This is a genomic window from Vibrio sp. 1F253 (genome assembly GCF_041439295.1).
Classification (GTDB): domain Bacteria; phylum Pseudomonadota; class Gammaproteobacteria; order Enterobacterales; family Vibrionaceae; genus Vibrio; species Vibrio tasmaniensis_A.
In genome coordinates, this window is record NZ_JBGONU010000034.1 from 21,039 (window position 1) to 38,421 (window position 17,383).

Consider the following 17,383-nt stretch of genomic DNA (forward strand, 5'->3'; position numbering starts at 1 on the left):
TACCTTATCTTTCTACTAGGCCAAGCGTATGACGCAAAAGTGGACCTTTAAGTGGTGGAAGGTTATCAATTACGGCTAACCCAAGGTTTCGCCCAATACGAGCGGTCAAAAAATCGTTTGAGAACAGATGAACTAGGCTTGAAGTCAACGTAATCGTCGTGTCTCTGTCTTGTTCTCTGCGCTTTCTAAAGTTAACAAGACCTGTGTAACGACCCACATCATCCAATTGAGTACATAACTCTTCCGCCAAGGAAGCCACATCACGAATGCCAAGATTAAAACCTTGTCCCGCAATAGGGTGAAGTGTTTGAGCAGCATTGCCAACAATGGCAAATCGATGAGAGATATTTTGCTGTCGGTGGCGAAGAATCAGTGGGTAGCTCGCACGCTTGCCGACTTTCTCTAGTCGGCCAAGTCGCCAACCGAAGTCATTCTGTAACTGCTCAAGAAATTCGTTGTCGTTTAAGGCCACCACTTTTTGTGCTTGTTCCGGTGACAAACACCAAACTAGCGATAAACGGTTGTCGCTCATCGGTAACAGAGCAACTGGCCCATGATGAGTAAAACGCTCAAAGGCTCGACCTTGATGCGGTTCACTAGCAACAATATTGGCAATCACCGAAACTTGTTCAAAGTCATGTTCGCTCAATGGGATATTCAGTTGCTGACAACAGGTTGAGATAGCACCGTCAGCAGCAACCAATAACTTAGTGCTTACTGTCTGCCCACTTGTCAGCTCAATCGTCGTTAACGATTCATCACGTTCAACGGTTCTAACAGACTCAGGGCAAAGCATCGTAATTGCAGCTTCTGATTCAAGCTTCTGCTGATAGATTCGCCCCACATCCGCCAACTCGACCACATAGCCAAGCGCATCAACAGCAAGCTCTTCGCTGTAGATGTCCGTCATTCCGGCATGGCCCCTATCCGACACATGGATATCTTTGATCGGAGTTGCAACGGGAGCGATAGATTGCCACAACTGCAAAGAGTCGAGGATCTGTACCGTGCCATAAGACAAAGCAATCGAACGAGAATCAAAGCCTGGGTGAGCTTGATGATCAACCTGATAAGGCTCTACTACCGCGATCGATAGAGAACCTTGACTGAGGTGATTCAGAGCAAGGGCTAAGGTCGCCCCCGCCATTGCGCCACCAGCAATTACAACATCATACTGAGCCATTATAACCTCAAACCGACAAGCGGATTAATGAATGGTTGGAGCCGCATCTTCAGATGGGCGAGCACCGAATTCAGCATGAATCGTTAGTGCACACGCTTTGACGTGTTCAATAACGTGCTCTAGAAGCTGCGCCTGCTCTTCCATATCATCGTCTTCGTCAATGCCTAGCTTTGCCATCTCTTCAAGATCAGCTAATGCTTCTTTGGTACCGTCAGACGCTTTATTCAATTGAGCGCCAACCAAGCCTAAACCAGAAATAAAGTGGTTAATCCAATCTGACACACCATCAGCCAAATCAAACAAGCTTGCGCTTGCGTCTTCATCAGGCAGCAACATAGACAGTTCCATGCCTGAACCTGTGATTTCTCTGGTCGTCACCTTTAATGTAGCTTCCGCTAACGTTAATGCGCGATCTGGCCACCCCATGCCTTCATTGGTGTAATCAAAGATAAGTGGTTGCCAGCTTTTATCTGCTAGGTTTAAGCCTCCGCTCAACATACCCGTTAATAAACCATGCATCTCAGCAGGGTTTACGGCTAGGCTTGCCGATTGAAGTTCAGTCGCAACCGTTAGGTAGTCAGGTAAAGTAGTTTCGCTCATCAGATAGCTCGCTCAGTTATTCTTTATATCGATAGTATAATCGTACCACTTCACCCCAATTCTGGTAAGCGTCGATCCTGAGCAATTGAAGGATGACTGACTACCAATTGTTCAATTTGCTGAATTACTGTGTGCTCAAGCTCTCATTTACAAACAGTCACTCTGAAAAGCTTGAATCTTAATAGCGGTTTACCTATAGTTTCTCCCTCAGAGGAGATTGCTTCCTCATCGGTACTTGCACTTTTTCTTTCTCAAAAAATGATAAAGAGCAACAGCCTTAAATAGTGCGTTAAAGAGTTCATCCATCATGAGTAATCAAGCGGTAGACGTTGAAATATTAGGAAAACTGACTCGAGTGAATTGTCCCCCAGGGCAAGAAGAGTCATTGATTGCAGCGGCGGCCGATCTTGATAATCGATTGAAAGAGATGGCTGAACGTACTAAGGTAACCAATGAAGTGAAGCTGCTAACGATCGCAGCTCTGAACATTTGCTATGAATTACAAACCAAGAAGTTTGAAGCAAATGATGAACAAAACGCACTGACCGAGCGAATGGAACAGCTCACGACATCACTTTCAGATGTCCTCAGTAAAGTTAAGCACGGACAGCAATAGCGTACACAAAATTTACCCTGGAGTGTTTGTCAGAGGATTCACGTCCCCGAGCCGATAAGCAATCCCTAAGGGTTAGTACTTGAGTGCTATTGAGCATGCTCGGTCCGCCGAGAAGCCTACGGTAATCATTGCTGATCCGCCTTGAACTCGCTGGTTCAAGGGCCATCTATTCTCAACGGCACTTTGGGGTATCCCTTCTTATGAAGACGCTCACACGCAGCGAATTTCGCAAACAGATCCGTATCAAACGCAATGCCTTATCTGGCGACCAACAAACTCAATCCGGTATGGACTTAGTTAAGCAGTGCTCTCAGCTTGATGAGATTCAGTCAGCTCAACATATCGCCCTCTATATTTCCATTGATGGCGAACTCGATACCCAGCCTTTAATTGAATGGTTATGGGCGCAAGGCAAGCAAACTTATTTACCAGTATTACACCCCTTCTCGGCCGGACATCTGCTGTTTCTACATTACTCTCCAACCACACCCACTGTTTTGAATAAGTACGGCATTGTCGAACCTCAGCTCAATCAAATGCTGGTTAAACCTTGTCAGCAACTCGATCTCATTCTGACTCCCCTTGTAGGCTTTGACTCTCAAGGGCATCGCTTAGGCATGGGCGGCGGATATTACGATCGCACCTTGGCTCGATGGTTCGAGACGGGTGAAGGCGCAACGCCAATTGGTTTGGCTCATGATTGCCAGCATGTCGATACACTGCCAATTGAAGAATGGGACATTCCGTTACCTAAAATCGTGACTCCGAGTAAAACTTGGCAATGGGAAAACAACCATTAAAGCGCTATAATCGCGCCGCAAACGTTAACCTCGATATCCAAAAGTTACCCCAATATCTAAACGTTAACTTCATCATTACGCAAACGATTAATTCAAAGCGCAAGACCTTATTCAGGAGAATGGCATGACTCAAGATGAAATGAAAAAAGCAGCGGGCTGGGCAGCACTTCAATATGTTGAAGAAGGCAGCATTGTAGGTGTAGGTACTGGCTCAACAGTAAATCACTTCATCGACGCACTTGGCACAATGAAAGACAAAATCAAGGGTGCGGTTTCAAGCTCTGTAGCCTCTACTGAAAAACTAGAAGCGCTAGAAATCAAAGTATTCGAATGCAACGACGTATTCAAGCTAGACATCTATGTTGATGGCGCTGACGAGATTAACGGTTCTCGCGATATGATCAAAGGCGGCGGCGCTGCTTTGACTCGTGAAAAAATCGTAGCAGCTATCTCTGATAAGTTTATTTGTATCGTTGATGGTACCAAAGCAGTTGATGTGTTGGGTAAATTCCCACTGCCTGTTGAAGTTATCCCAATGGCACGTTCATACGTAGCACGTGAACTCGTAAAACTTGGTGGTGACCCAGTTTACCGCGAAGGCTGCACAACCGATAACGGCAACGTGATCCTAGATGTGTACGGCATGGCGATCGAAAACCCAAAACAGCTAGAAGATATCATCAATGGTATCGCTGGTGTGGTAACGGTTGGTCTGTTCGCTCACCGTGGTGCTGATGTAGTTATCACTGGCACGCCTGAAGGTGCAAAAATCGAAGAATAAATAATAGAAGATTGAGGTTTTCTGTTACTTCATTACAGACGGTGCCCTAGGGCGCCGTTTTTTTGCTTTATTGCTGTAAAATTATGTCTTATTCCGTAATTTTCTTACCCAAAACATTTTTTTTTTGTTACTTTATTGTTCAGAAGACGCACAGGGAAAACGTTTGTCTCCTAACAAAGTGGTGAATTTGTTCCCCTTTCAGCCATTTTGTAGCACGTGCGCCGCATTTGCCCAACCTTTCCATTTTAAGGACGAGAACAATGGCCAAAGTTTCACTGGAAAAAGAAAAAATAAAAATTCTACTTCTAGAAGGTCTTCACCCTTCTTCTGTAGAAGTACTGCAAGCCGCTGGTTACACAAACATTGAGTACCACAAAGGCTCACTACCTGAAGATGAACTTCTTGAAGCAGTTAAAGATGCTCACTTCATTGGTATCCGTTCTCGCACCAACATATCCCAAGAAGTTATTGATGCGGCTGAAAAGCTGGTTGCAGTCGGTTGTTTCTGTATTGGTACCAACCAAGTCAACCTTCAAGCAGCAGCAAAGCGCGGTATCCCTGTTTTCAATGCACCGTTCTCAAACACTCGAAGTGTTGCTGAACTCGTTCTAGGTCAGGTTCTATTACTGCTTCGCGGTATTCCAGAGAAGAATGCTCTTGCTCACCGTGGTATCTGGAAAAAGAGTGCAGACAACTCTTACGAAGCTCGTGGTAAGCGTTTAGGTATTATTGGCTACGGTCACATCGGTACTCAGCTGGGTATTATTGCTGAAAACCTTGGTATGCGTGTTTACTTTTACGATATCGAAAACAAGCTGTCTCTAGGTAATGCCACTCAAGTTCATACTATGACCGAGTTGCTGAATAAGTGTGACGTGATCTCTTTACACGTACCTGAAACCAATGAAACTAAAGACATGATGGGTAAAGAAGAGTTCGAGCGCATGAAGCCTGGCTCTATCTTTATCAATGCAGCTCGTGGCACGGTAGTTGACATCCCTGCTCTGTGTGGCGCTCTGGATTCTGGTCACCTGTCTGGTGCGGCTATTGATGTTTTCCCAACAGAACCAAAAACCAATGCAGACCCGTTTGAGTCTCCATTAATGCAGTTCGATAACGTGATTCTAACGCCTCATGTGGGTGGTTCAACTCAAGAAGCACAAGAGAACATCGGAGTTGAAGTTGCTGGTAAACTAGCGAAATACTCTGATAACGGCTCTACGCTATCAAGTGTTAACTTCCCAGAGGTATCACTGCCATTGCATACAGGTACTTCTCGTTTGCTACACATCCATGAGAACCGCCCAGGTATCCTAACTCAGATCAACACCATCTTCGCAGAAGAAGGGATCAACATCGCGGGTCAGTACCTACAGACTGCAGCAGATATGGGTTATGTTGTTATCGATGTAGAAGCCGATCGCTCTGAAGAAGCACTGCTTAAACTGAAAGAGATCGAAGGCACAATCCGTGCTCGTCTTCTTCACTAATCATCGCACTCAAAATGCATAAAAAAGGCTCTCATCATGAGAGCCTTTTTAGTATTTGGCCTATCGTAGGTAATTATACCAATCACAGTAAGTAAGTGATCAAAAATAGCGTAGGAAAAAGGCTTGAGAACAAGGCGGAATTTTTCGATAAGTATTTATTCTACAATCAAAAATTCTAACACAGTTATTGAGCATTTTAACAAGCTAGGGTGAACAGTTATTTACTACGATTGGTATTAGATCATCATGATCCAAAACCTTCTATAAAGCTGCTGTTACTCTTCGATCTGATAGATCACATTGACACGATCACGAATGGTGATCGTTGAGTCTTCATAAGAGTTCGATTCTGTTCTTGCATCCATCGCCATTGAACGCATTAGCACAGGCTGAGAAGATTGTGCGTTGTAATCAACACGCCAAACATCACCGAGCTCACGCTCAAAACCACTCGCTAATGATTTAGCTTTTGATGTCGCATCTTTGATCGCTTCTAAGCGTGCTTGCTCTTGATACTTGGCTTGGTCACGAACTTGCAGTTGGATATTATCGATCTGGTTAATACCCTGTCCTATTGCAATATCCATGTACTCATTGAGATTAGCGAGCTCATTCACTTGAACGCTCACATTACGTGAAGCGCGGTAGCCAACCAATTCTGGTTTGCCATCTTTGGGATAATGGTACTGAGGAGATAGGTACAGATTAGAGCTGTGTACGCTCGCCTCATCTACGCCGGCTTGGTGCAGCTTATTTAGAAAGCCCGTTACCACTTTATCAACAGTACTTTTAGCCTGTTCAGCCGTCATCGTTGACTCTACCACTCTCACTGAGAATGTCGCCATATCCGGTGTCGCGATGACTTCACCATAACCTGTTGTTGAAATATGCGGAAAGGATGGAGAGTCAGCCAGTGATGGAAAGCTCACAGCACTCAACGCAGCCGTAAGAGTAAGAGACGTTGCTAACATCTTTGGTACAAACTTCATTAGGTAGACCTATGCTAAACAAATGTCCTTCCATCATAGAGTAATTTATCGTTTAGCCAATCCTGATTGTGCACATCTAACAGAACTTTGACGCTGAAAAAACCAACAACTTACTGAGGTAAATGATTGTGAGCAAAACTTAATATCGCTTGGGATACCTCTTTTAGCACCCCACTCTCAAGCTGCCAATGGTGCCAATAGATGCGATAAGACAGCAGAAAACCAGGGGTAATATCAATCAAAGCACCAGACTCTAGTTCCTCGATAATCTGCAATCGAGGAATCAAGCAATAGGCAACACCCGATAATGCCAAGCGCACAAATGCTTCTGAACTGCCGACCGTATGATTGATCACACTGTCTCTGGGTACATTGAAATGATCATGTAGAAATTTCTTATGCAGATCATCGTATTGATCATAGGAAACCGCAGGCGCTTTGCTTAAGGTGGCGTAGTTTACGCCCTCTGAAAAGTAACGCTGATGAAACTCAGGGCTCGCCACACACACATAATCCATCCTACCGAGGTAGTCTGCACTGCACCCAGGAATCGCTTGAGGTTCTAAACTGATCGCACCGGCAACCTCACCGCTTTTTATTTTTTCAATGGTTCTAGACTCACCATGAATCGCGAGGTTCAACTCGACTTGACGAGACTTCATCACATCCGACAGTGCAGGTAACAACCATGTCGCCAAACTATCAGCGTTGGTGGCTATGGATATAGATAGTGGTTGAGTACCCTCTTCATTCATTAACTCAGGCACAAGATCGTGCTCTAACAAGCGAACACGACGATACAAACCCAACAGCTTTTTTCCTGCTGGTGTAGGCCTTGGTGGGTTTTCTCTCACCAGCGCAGGCTGGGCTAACCACTTTTCTAGCTGTTTGATACGTTGGGACACCGCTGATTGGGAGATGTATAACTGCTCAGCGGCCCTCTCAAAGCTACGTTGTTTCACAACGGCATCCAGTGCTTCAATCCATTTATAATCCAATCCACGCATCAATTTGCTTCCTTTTTAAGCTAACCCAACACCACATTAGCAACTCTAATAATGGATTAAAATCATTAATTATACTTATTTAAAGGGTCGGAGTATCTTCGCCACATAGCACGTAAATATCGTTAATTAAGTGGAGGTTAAAATGAGTTTTTGGGTTTTATTGCAAGGTTTTGGTCTAGGGGCAAGTATGATAATCCCGATAGGCGCACAAAATGCGTACGTCCTAAATCAAGGCATAAAACGCAATCATCATTTAACGACTGCAACGATTTGTAGCCTGCTCGATACCCTGTTTATCTCATTGGGTATTTTTGGTGGCGGAGCAATTCTGTCTCAAAATGAATTGCTGCTTACCTCTGTGACATTGGGCGGTATCGCTTTTCTAACGGTATATGGTTTGCTATCACTGCGCAGTGCATTCAAAACGCGCACCAGTGATGAATCAAAAGGTGAGGTATTAGCTCGTGGCAAACGCACCGTTATTTTGGGTGCATTAGCTGTAACAGTATTAAACCCACACCTCTATTTGGATACCGTGGTGATTCTTGGATCTATTGGTGGGCAATTTGAAGGCAACGACAGAGTTGCGTTTGCGATGGGGACTATCTTAGCTTCATTCGTGTGGTTTTATTCCCTATCATTGGGCGCAGCAAAGCTAGGTCCAACGCTATCGAAACCTAAAGTTAAGAAAGGCATCGATATCGCAGTAGCAACCATGATGTTCGCTATTGCACTTGTGCTCGCCAATGGACTCATTGAGCAATACGGGTAAACCTATTCTTCTTTAGTCATCAAACAAACTTTACTCATCCAACAAAAAAGGCGAATAACCTAAGTTATCCGCCTTTCCTTATAGAAGCTAATAGCTATAAAAACTAACTAGAAATTAAGCTTCAACTTTATTCATGTGTACATCCATTTGCGGGAATGGGATTTCGATACCTTCGTTATCCAAGCCTTCTTTGATAGCTTGCATAAGGTCGAAATAAACATTCCAGTAGTCAGCTGTGCTAACCCATGGACGAACAACAAAATTAACTGAAGAATCAGCTAGCGTGTGAACACCTACTTGAACACCTGGATCTTTCAATACGCGCTCATTAGATTCACAGATCTTAGTCAGTAGCGCTTTTGTCTTCTGAAGATCAGCGTTGTAAGAAACACCAATCATTAGGTCAATACGGCGCGTCGCATGACGAGAATAGTTAGTGATTGGGCTACCGATAACGCTTCCGTTAGGTACTACAACCATTTTATTGTCTGGTGTTGTTAAAACAGTTTGGAAGATCTGAATTGAATCAACTGAACCCGCTACACCACCAATTTCCACGTAGTCACCAGACTTGAATGGACGGAATGCAACGATAAGTACACCCGCTGCAAAGTTAGATAGTGAGCCTTGCAGCGCAAGACCAACGGCTAAACCAGCCGCACCAATAACAGCAACTACAGACGCAGTTTGAACGCCTAAACGACCAAGTGCAGCGATAAGAACAATAACAAACAATAAGTAACGAACTAAACCGTGGATAAATTCCACAACAGCTCGGTCCATCTTCTTCTTCTCAAGAACCTTAGATACGCTATTCGCGACTGCTTTAACAATCAAGTTACCAATAAATAGAATTATCAGTGCAGAGATAATGTTTACACCGTATTGGATAAATAGATCTGAATTATTTGTTAACCACTGCTCGGCCTGAGATAAACCATCCACAATTGGAGTCTCAAGCGCTGTCGAACTATCAGCCATAATGTGCATCCTCTATATAATATGCTATGAGCTAAACTGTCTTAAGCCAAACTTACTTTTACAATAATAAACAGTTCAACTCCTGTTAAGTCACTGTGTTAAAAGTAAATTAAAGCCAAGTCCTTTTTATAAACTGAACCAGGTCCAGTTTTTCGGCACGATATCCTATCTTTGACCGATTGCAAAGTCATATTTATGTAAGCTTTTGAATTAATAAAACTTACCAATAAACGCAAATACCGATAACTAAAAGACTACGAAATTTATTCACCGTAGGCTAGGTTTTTCACATATTTAATACAAGTTTTTATCAGACATAAAAAAACCCGCTCAATGAACGGGTTTTTAAAACTTAAAGAGTACTTAATTCAAAGAATTATAGTACGTCTACAGCGTTAAGGTCAGCGAATGCTTTCTCAAGACGAGTAACCATCGAAGACTGAGCAGCACGTAGCCATACGCGTGGATCGTAGTACTTCTTGTTTGGCGCAGCTTCGCCAGTTGGGTTACCGATTTGACCTTGTAGGAAATCGAAGTTATCAGCAGAGTACTGACGGATACCATCCCAAGTTGCCCACTGTGTATCAGTATCGATGTTCATTTTGATAACACCGTAGCCGATAGACTCTTGGATTTCTGCTTCAGAAGAACCAGAACCACCGTGGAATACGAAGTTTAGAGCGTTAGGTGCAATACCGAACTTCTCTGCACAGTATGCTTGAGAGTCACGTAGGATAGTTGGAGTAAGTACAACGTTACCAGCTTGGTAAACACCGTGTACGTTACCGAAAGATGCAGCGATAGTGAAACGTGGGCTAACAGCCATTAGCTTCTCGTATGCGTATGCTACGTCTTCTGGAGAAGTGTAAAGCTCAGATGCGTCCATATCAGAGTTATCAACGCCGTCTTCTTCACCACCAGTACAACCAAGTTCGATCTCGATTGTCATGTCCATTTTAGCCATGCGAGCTAGGTAAGTAGCACATGTTTCGATGTTCTCTTCTAGAGACTCTTCAGAAAGGTCTAGCATGTGAGAAGAGAATAGAGGCTTACCAGTTTGTGCGAAGAACTCTTCACCAGCGTCTAGTAGACCATCGATCCATGGTAGAAGTTTCTTAGCAGCGTGGTCAGTATGCAGGATAACTGGAACACCGTAAGACTCAGCGACAGCGTGTACGTATTTTGCACCAGCTACAGCACCAAGAACTTGTGCGCCTTGACCTTCAAGTTTAACGCCTTTACCTGCGAAGAATGCAGCGCCGCCGTTAGAGAACTGAACAACAACTGGAGACTTAACTTTAGCAGCCGCTTCTAGTACTGCGTTAATAGAGTCAGTACCAACAACGTTTACTGCAGGAAGAGCAAATTTGTTTTCTTTTGCTACTTCAAATACTTTCTGTACGTCATCGCCAGAAATTACACCAGGTTTTACAAAATCGAAGATCTTAGACATGGAAATAGTCCTATTTATTCTATTCGTTTTAAGATAAAAAACTTAAGTTTAAAAATTTGCAATCGTTTGCTCACAACTTCCGCTATTCTAGCAAATAAGTGTGATATGCAGCAAACGTTAAAAGGCGAGATTCGTATCTCGCCTTTCTAAATCAATTACGCTTTAGCACGCTCTTCAAGCATTGCTACTGCAGGAAGTACTTTACCTTCAACAAACTCAAGGAAAGCGCCGCCACCAGTAGAGATGTAAGAAACATCTGCTTTGATACCGAACTTGTCGATAGCCGCTAGCGTGTCACCACCGCCTGCTACTGAGAAACCTTCAGAGTCAGCGATTGCTTTAGAGATACCAGCTGTACCCGCTTCGAAGTTCTTGAATTCGAAGACGCCTACAGGGCCGTTCCAAAGAATCGTTTTCGCGTTGCCGATGATTTCAGCTAGAGCAGCAGTTGAATCTGGACCAAGGTCGAAGATCATGTCGTCGTCTTGAACTTCAGAAACGTGCTTGATTTCAGCTTCTGCGTTTTCGTCGAATGCTTTAGCACATGCAACGTCAGTCGCTACAGGGATAGCACACTCTTTCATTAGTTTCTGAGCCGTTTCAACTAGGTCAGCTTCGTATAGAGACTTACCTACGTTGTGGCCTTCAGCAGCGATGAACGTGTTCGCGATACCACCGCCAACAACAAGTTGGTCAGCGATTTTAGAAAGAGATTCTAGAACGGTAAGTTTAGTAGAAACTTTAGAACCACCAACGATAGCCACTAGCGGGCGAGCTGGGTTGTCCATTGCTTTGCCAAGCGCTTCAAGCTCAGCAGCTAGAAGAGGACCAGCACATGCTACAGGAGCGTAAGTACCCACACCGTGTGTAGACGCTTGAGCACGGTGAGCTGTACCGAATGCATCCATTACGAAGATGTCACATAGTGCAGCGTATTGCTTAGAAAGAGCTTCTTCGTTCTTCTTCTCGCCTTTGTTAAAGCGAACGTTTTCAAGAACCGTTAGTTCACCAGCGTTTAGCTCAAGACCATTTACGTAATCTTTCGCTAGTTTAACGTCACAGTCTAGTGCGTCGTTTAGGTAGTTAACTACAGGAGCTAGAGAGAACTCTTCGTTGTACTCGCCTTCAGTAGGACGACCAAGGTGAGAAGTAACCATAACTTTTGCGCCAGCTTCTAGGCAAAGTTTGATAGTTGGTAGAGATGCTAGGATACGTGCATCTGAAGTTACTTTACCGTCTTTTACTGGTACGTTTAGGTCAGCACGGATGAATACGCGTTTACCTGCAAGTTCCAGGTCAGTCATCTTGATCACAGACATGATTTGTCCTCTCAAATTTAAATAAAAATAAAGTTTTGGAAACTCAGCAACCCTGCTAAGCCTATAAATTATTCAACTGGTAATGCTTTAACTGCTAATAATATGTGGACACTTAGTATTTATTTCAAGCTAAAAAATAAATAATCCACACATTTGCTTCTAGGTCTTACTTCTTGCCTTCTGAAGCTTGCATTGCAAGAACCGTATCCAGCATTCGGTTCGCAAAGCCCCATTCATTGTCACACCACACCAGCATTTTCACTAAGGTGCCATTGCTCACTCGAGTTTGTGAACCATCAACGATTGCGCTATGGGGATCGTGATTAAAGTCGATGGAAACGAGCGGCGCTTCAGTATAGTCAACTATATTGTGTAATGTACACTGGGAAGCATTAACAATGGTTTGATTTACGTCATTAACTTTCACATTTGTATTAATTGTGACACTTAAATCCATCGCAGTGACGTTTACCGTCGGCACACGCACAGATATCGCTTCGAACTTGTTAGAAAATTTCGGGAAGATTCTTTCAATACCTTTATGCAATTTAGTGTCGACAGGAATGATAGATTGGCTTGCTGCTCGAGTACGACGCAAGTCGCTATGGTATGCATCAATAACTTGCTGATCATTCATTGAAGAGTGAATGGTCGTAATGGTACCTGACTCAATACCAAAGGCATCATCAAGTACTTTAATGATAGGGACAATACAGTTAGTGGTGCATGAACCATTGGAAACGATTCGGTGGTCAGCTTCGATAGTATCGTGATTTACACCATAGATAATGGTGTTATCAAGGTCGTTAGCTCCAGGGTGTGAAAACAGTACCTTTTTAGCTCCAGCAGCGATGTGCGCTAGGCCATCATCTCGGCAACCGTAAACACCGGTACAATCGAGAACAATATCAACCTCAAGGTCACGCCAAGGTAACAACTCAATATCAGCAAGGTGTAAGATACGAATCGTATCAAACTCTCCTTTATCTTCAGCACCAATGCCATGATGAACATAGATGTGCTCTTGATCGTTAGAGATTTTCTTGCCGAAGCGGCCGTGACTGGTGTCGTATTGCAATAGGTGAGCCATAGCGTCAGGTTGAGCAAGCTCATTGACCGCTACTACTTTGATTTGTTGGCTTTTGCCACTTTCATAGACAGCGCGCAATACATTGCGCCCTATTCGTCCAAATCCATTTATCGCGACTTTTAGCATAGTTCCGTACATCTAACCAAAATTTCGTGCAACAGATGATAACTGAATCCTATTCAAAGCGCATTAATTGAGTGGTATAACTCGACAAAAACAATCCATTAACATGGCATATCAGCCATTTCAATGTAATCATAAAAAATGAGTCTGACCTAATTCTACGGCTGTTTCTAACCTAGTTTTCTCAACCAAAGGAAAAGGTTATGTCTGGATTTCCAGCGACTCATTTTTGTAAAACGTGCAATAAAGAAACGCCACATAGTGAAATTCTTGTTCGCCAAACAAGCAGCTATGATACCGACAAAACTTTGTTAGGAAGAATAAAGCTGTTTGCTAATTCAATTATCAATGGTGGTCATTACTACAACATGGATCGTTACGTTGAATGTAAGGTCTGTGGGACTAGAGAACTTGATAATTGGGGAAATGAATTCGAGTAACTCATGTTTCTGAAAGCCAAATAAAAAACCGAGCCAGTGGCTCGGTTTTTTTCTATTCGCGTTACAACGAATGATTAAGCAAGAAGCTCTTTTGCAGTGTTTACTACGTTTTCAGTAGTGAAACCGAACATTTTGAATAGCTCGCCTGCTGGTGCGGATTCGCCGAACGTTGTCATACCGATGATCTTGCCACCGAAGCCAACGTACTTGTACCAGAAGTCAGCAATGCCAGCTTCTACTGCGATACGTGCTGTAACGTCAGATGGAAGTACAGACTCACGGTACTCAGCGTCTTGCTTGTCGAACGCATCAGTTGCAGGCATAGATACTACGCGTACGGATTTACCTTCAGCGGTTAGTTGTGCAGCAGCTTCAACTGCAAGCTCAACTTCAGAACCTGTAGCGATAAGGATAAGCTCTGGTTTGCCTTCACAATCTTTCAGGATGTAACCACCCTTAGCGATGTTAGCTACTTGCTCAGCGTCACGATCTTGCTGTGCAAGGTTTTGACGAGAGAAGATAAGTGCAGAAGGACCATCTTTGCGTTCGATTGCTAGTTTCCAAGCAACAGCAGACTCAACTTGGTCACATGGGCGCCATGTGCTCATGTTTGGAGTCAGACGTAGAGAAGCGATCTGCTCAACCGGTTGGTGAGTAGGACCATCTTCGCCAAGACCGATAGAGTCATGCGTGTAAACTTGAATGTTCTGAATTTTCATCAGAGCAGCCATACGCATTGCGTTACGTGCGTATTCCATGAACATTAGGAACGTTGCGCCGTATGGTACGAAACCACCGTGCAGAGCAATACCGTTCATGATTGCAGTCATACCGAATTCACGTACACCGTAGTGGATGTAGTTACCTGAGAAGTCGTTCGCTTCAAGCGACTTAGAACCAGACCACATAGTCAGGTTAGAAGGCGCAAGGTCAGCAGAGCCGCCCATGAATTCAGGTAGCATAGCACCGAATGCTTCTAGAGCATTTTGAGATGCTTTACGTGATGCGATGTTTGCTGGGTTAGCTTGAAGATCAGCAATGATTGCGTTTGCTTTCTCTTCCCACTCAGCTGGAAGATCGCCGTTAGTACGACGTTTGAATTCAGCTGCTAGTTCTGGGTAAGCCGCTGCGTATGCGTCAAACTTAGCATTCCACGCTGCTTCTTTCGCTTCGCCTGCTTCTTTCGCATTCCACTCAGCTGCGATATCAGCTGCGATATCAGCTGGAATTTCGAAAGGACCGTGCTCCCAACCAAGTGCCGCTTTAGTTGCTGTGATTTCATCAGCACCTAGTGGAGCACCGTGACAGTCGTGCGTACCCGCTTTATTTGGTGAACCAAAACCGATAATAGTCTTAGTACAGATAAGTGTTGGACGAGGATCCGCTTTAGCCGCTTCGATAGCCGCATTGATTGCGTCAGCATCGTGACCATCAACGGCTGGGATTACGTGCCAGCCGTATGCTTCAAAACGCTTAGGTGTATCGTCAGAGAACCAACCTTCAACTTCGCCATCGATAGAGATGCCGTTGTCATCCCAGAAAGCAACCAGCTTACCAAGACCTAGCGTACCCGCTAGAGAACATGCTTCGTGAGAAATACCTTCCATCAGACAACCATCACCCATGAACGCATAAGTGAAGTGATCAACGATGTCGTGGCCTTCTTTGTTGAACTGTGCAGCCAATGATTTTTCAGCCATCGCCATACCAACAGCGTTGGTGATGCCTTGACCTAGAGGACCAGTCGTTGTTTCGATACCAGGAGCGTAACCGTACTCTGGGTGACCTGGAGTCTTAGAGTGCAGTTGACGGAAGTTTTTTAGGTCTTCAATTGAAAGCTCGTAACCTGCTAAGTGAAGCAGAGAGTAAATCAGCATAGAACCATGACCGTTAGACAGGATAAAACGGTCTCGGTCAGCCCACTCTGGGTTTGCTGGGTTATGGTTCAAGTGGCCACGCCAAAGAACTTCAGCGATGTCAGCCATACCCATAGGTGCGCCTGGGTGGCCTGAGTTTGCTTGTTGAACACCGTCCATGCTAAGTGCGCGGATTGCATTGGCTAGATCTTTACGAGAAGGCATGTCTGCTCCTGGATACATAAGCGATTTAAAAAAGAGATAGATGCTAAAGTTTTCATTTTTATTAGCGCGGGTATTCTCTCAAACGACTATAGCGACTGCAAACGTTTTACTGGTACTTTAACGGTCATTTTCCGCAATTTTCGATCATTTACACCACTTAACAATGGCTTCCCTCTACCAACACGCAAACGTTTAGTTATGACATATCCTAAAAAAGAGCTTGTAATTCGACCGTTGGAATTTAAAATAGCCGTCTAGATGTAGAAACACCTACAAAATATACTGTATTGAATGGCGACGCTTCCTCGATTGCGACGGCATAAACTATTTGCATTTAACTATTTGCAACTAAAAACTAAACTAAAAGTGGAGCTCTCATGGCTAAGCACCTATTCACTTCTGAATCTGTTTCAGAAGGCCATCCAGATAAAATTGCAGACCAAATCTCAGATGCTGTTCTTGATGCCATCATTGAACAAGATCCAAAAGCACGTGTTGCTTGTGAGACTTACGTAAAAACCGGCATGGTTATGGTTGGCGGTGAAGTAACCACGTCTGCATGGGTTGATATCGAAGAAATCACTCGTGAAACAGTTCGTGAAATTGGTTATGTTCATTCTGATATGGGCTTTGACGCTGACTCTTGTGCAGTACTAAACACAATTGGTAAGCAGTCTCCAGACATCAACCAAGGTGTTGATAAAGCCGATCCTAAAGATCAAGGCGCAGGCGACCAAGGTATCATGTTTGGTTACGCGACTAACGAAACACCAATCCTAATGCCAGCTCCAATTACTTACTCTCACCTTCTTGTTAAGAAGCAAGCTGAAGTACGTAAGAGCGGCAAGCTTGACTTCCTTCGCCCAGATGCGAAATCTCAAGTAACATTCCAATACGACCAAGGTAAGATCGTTGGTATCGACGCTGTTGTTCTTTCAACTCAACACTGTGATTCAGTAACAACACCTGACCTACGTGAAGCGGTAATGGAAGAGATCATCAAGCCAGTACTTCCTGCTGAGTGGATCAACAAAGACACTAACTTCTTCATCAACCCAACAGGCCGTTTCGTAATCGGTGGGCCAATGGGTGACTGTGGTCTAACAGGTCGTAAGATCATCGTTGATACCTACGGCGGCGCAGCTCGTCACGGTGGCGGTGCATTCTCTGGTAAAGATCCATCAAAAGTTGACCGTTCTGCAGCTTACGCAGCTCGTTACGTTGCGAAAAACATCGTTGCTGCTGGCATGGCTGACCGTTGTGAGATTCAACTGTCTTACGCTATCGGTGTTGCAGATCCAACATCTATCATGGTTGAAACGTTTGGTACTGAGAAAGTAGCGCACGAAATCATCATTGAAGCAGTTCGTCAAAACTTCGACCTACGTCCATACGGTCTTCAAGAGATGCTGAACCTTCTTCAGCCTATCTACAAGCAGACTGCTGCATACGGCCACTTCGGTCGCGAAGAGTTCCCTTGGGAAGCAACTGACAAAGCAGCTATCCTTGCGGACTTCGCAGGCCTGTAAGCATTACGCAACACGCTTAGCTGAAACGTAATTTTAAAAGCCTCTGTTCTCAGAGGCTTTTTTCTTTCTATTCTTCTATTCTTCTATTCTTCTATTCTTCTATTCTTCTATTCTTCTATTCTTCTATTA

General features: G+C 44.1%; 16 protein-coding genes and 1 other RNA gene. 8 read left to right on the forward strand and 9 right to left on the reverse strand.

The genetic code is table 11. The annotated features are described in order from the left end of the window. Positions 1-4: 4 nt before the first annotated feature. Positions 5-1,183: a 2-octaprenyl-6-methoxyphenyl hydroxylase gene (gene ubiH / locus ACED28_RS16065; protein ID WP_371710235.1), complete on the reverse strand. Its 1,179-nt coding sequence runs from the start codon at positions 1,181-1,183 to the stop codon at positions 5-7. Between the two features lie 24 nt (positions 1,184-1,207). Continuing rightward, a complete protein-coding gene (locus ACED28_RS16070) occupies positions 1,208-1,783 on the reverse strand; it encodes a YecA family protein (RefSeq protein ID WP_371710236.1) in 576 nt (191 codons plus the stop codon). 307 nt (positions 1,784-2,090) lie between these two features. On the opposite strand from ACED28_RS16070, the gene zapA reads away from it, so the two are divergent. From zapA to serA, 5 genes are all read left to right on the forward strand, one after another. Further along, entirely contained in the window at positions 2,091-2,399 is a 309-nt protein-coding gene (zapA, locus tag ACED28_RS16075; protein ID WP_004735366.1) for a cell division protein ZapA, read from the forward strand. Between the two features lie 11 nt (positions 2,400-2,410). Then, a non-coding RNA gene (gene ssrS, locus ACED28_RS16080) (6S RNA) lies at positions 2,411-2,593 on the forward strand. Between the two features lie 6 nt (positions 2,594-2,599). Continuing rightward, on the forward strand, positions 2,600-3,199 hold the full coding sequence (locus ACED28_RS16085; protein ID WP_371710237.1) for a 5-formyltetrahydrofolate cyclo-ligase: 600 nt from the start codon (positions 2,600-2,602) through the stop codon (positions 3,197-3,199). A gap of 124 nt (positions 3,200-3,323) precedes the next feature. Then, positions 3,324-3,980 carry a ribose-5-phosphate isomerase RpiA gene (gene rpiA / locus ACED28_RS16090; RefSeq protein ID WP_009847664.1) on the forward strand — a complete coding sequence of 219 codons (657 nt, stop codon included), beginning with the start codon at positions 3,324-3,326 and terminating at the stop codon, positions 3,978-3,980. A gap of 260 nt (positions 3,981-4,240) precedes the next feature. Then, a complete protein-coding gene (serA, locus tag ACED28_RS16095) occupies positions 4,241-5,470 on the forward strand; it encodes a phosphoglycerate dehydrogenase (protein WP_017097288.1) in 1,230 nt (409 codons plus the stop codon). 275 nt (positions 5,471-5,745) lie between these two features. Here the strand turns inward: serA and ACED28_RS16100 are convergent, their stop codons facing one another. Both ACED28_RS16100 and ACED28_RS16105 read right to left on the reverse strand, forming a co-directional pair. Next, positions 5,746-6,459 carry an oxidative stress defense protein gene (locus ACED28_RS16100; protein WP_009847667.1) on the reverse strand — a complete coding sequence of 238 codons (714 nt, stop codon included), beginning with the start codon at positions 6,457-6,459 and terminating at the stop codon, positions 5,746-5,748. A gap of 110 nt (positions 6,460-6,569) precedes the next feature. Next, positions 6,570-7,466, reverse strand: a complete 897-nt coding sequence (locus ACED28_RS16105; RefSeq protein ID WP_371710238.1) for a LysR family transcriptional regulator ArgP — start codon at positions 7,464-7,466, stop codon at positions 6,570-6,572. A 142-nt stretch (positions 7,467-7,608) separates the two neighbouring features. On the opposite strand from ACED28_RS16105, the gene ACED28_RS16110 reads away from it, so the two are divergent. Then, positions 7,609-8,238, forward strand: a complete 630-nt coding sequence (locus ACED28_RS16110; protein ID WP_012604800.1) for a LysE/ArgO family amino acid transporter — start codon at positions 7,609-7,611, stop codon at positions 8,236-8,238. Positions 8,239-8,352: 114 nt separating this feature from the next. On the opposite strand, the gene mscS is transcribed toward ACED28_RS16110, so the two are convergent. The 4 genes from mscS to epd form a co-directional block, all read right to left on the reverse strand. Continuing rightward, entirely contained in the window at positions 8,353-9,219 is an 867-nt protein-coding gene (mscS, locus tag ACED28_RS16115) for a small-conductance mechanosensitive channel MscS (protein WP_371710239.1), read from the reverse strand. Between the two features lie 376 nt (positions 9,220-9,595). Continuing rightward, positions 9,596-10,672 carry a class II fructose-bisphosphate aldolase gene (fbaA, locus tag ACED28_RS16120; protein ID WP_009847671.1) on the reverse strand — a complete coding sequence of 359 codons (1,077 nt, stop codon included), beginning with the start codon at positions 10,670-10,672 and terminating at the stop codon, positions 9,596-9,598. Between the two features lie 155 nt (positions 10,673-10,827). Further along, positions 10,828-11,991 carry a phosphoglycerate kinase gene (locus ACED28_RS16125; protein ID WP_009847672.1) on the reverse strand — a complete coding sequence of 388 codons (1,164 nt, stop codon included), beginning with the start codon at positions 11,989-11,991 and terminating at the stop codon, positions 10,828-10,830. A gap of 166 nt (positions 11,992-12,157) precedes the next feature. Continuing rightward, positions 12,158-13,207, reverse strand: coding sequence for an erythrose-4-phosphate dehydrogenase (gene epd, locus ACED28_RS16130; RefSeq protein WP_029222970.1), 1,050 nt, complete (start codon positions 13,205-13,207; stop codon positions 12,158-12,160). 200 nt (positions 13,208-13,407) lie between these two features. Here epd and ACED28_RS16135 point away from each other — a divergent pair, with 200 nt between their 5' ends. After that, positions 13,408-13,644, forward strand: a complete 237-nt coding sequence (locus tag ACED28_RS16135) for a hypothetical protein (RefSeq protein ID WP_135383121.1) — start codon at positions 13,408-13,410, stop codon at positions 13,642-13,644. A 74-nt stretch (positions 13,645-13,718) separates the two neighbouring features. Here ACED28_RS16135 and tkt read toward each other — a convergent pair whose 3' ends face one another. Beyond that, positions 13,719-15,725: a transketolase gene (gene tkt, locus ACED28_RS16140; protein WP_371710240.1), complete on the reverse strand. Its 2,007-nt coding sequence runs from the start codon at positions 15,723-15,725 to the stop codon at positions 13,719-13,721. A gap of 377 nt (positions 15,726-16,102) precedes the next feature. Here tkt and metK point away from each other — a divergent pair, with 377 nt between their 5' ends. Continuing rightward, positions 16,103-17,254, forward strand: coding sequence for a methionine adenosyltransferase (gene metK, locus ACED28_RS16145; RefSeq protein ID WP_009847676.1), 1,152 nt, complete (start codon positions 16,103-16,105; stop codon positions 17,252-17,254). Positions 17,255-17,383 lie beyond the last annotated feature (129 nt).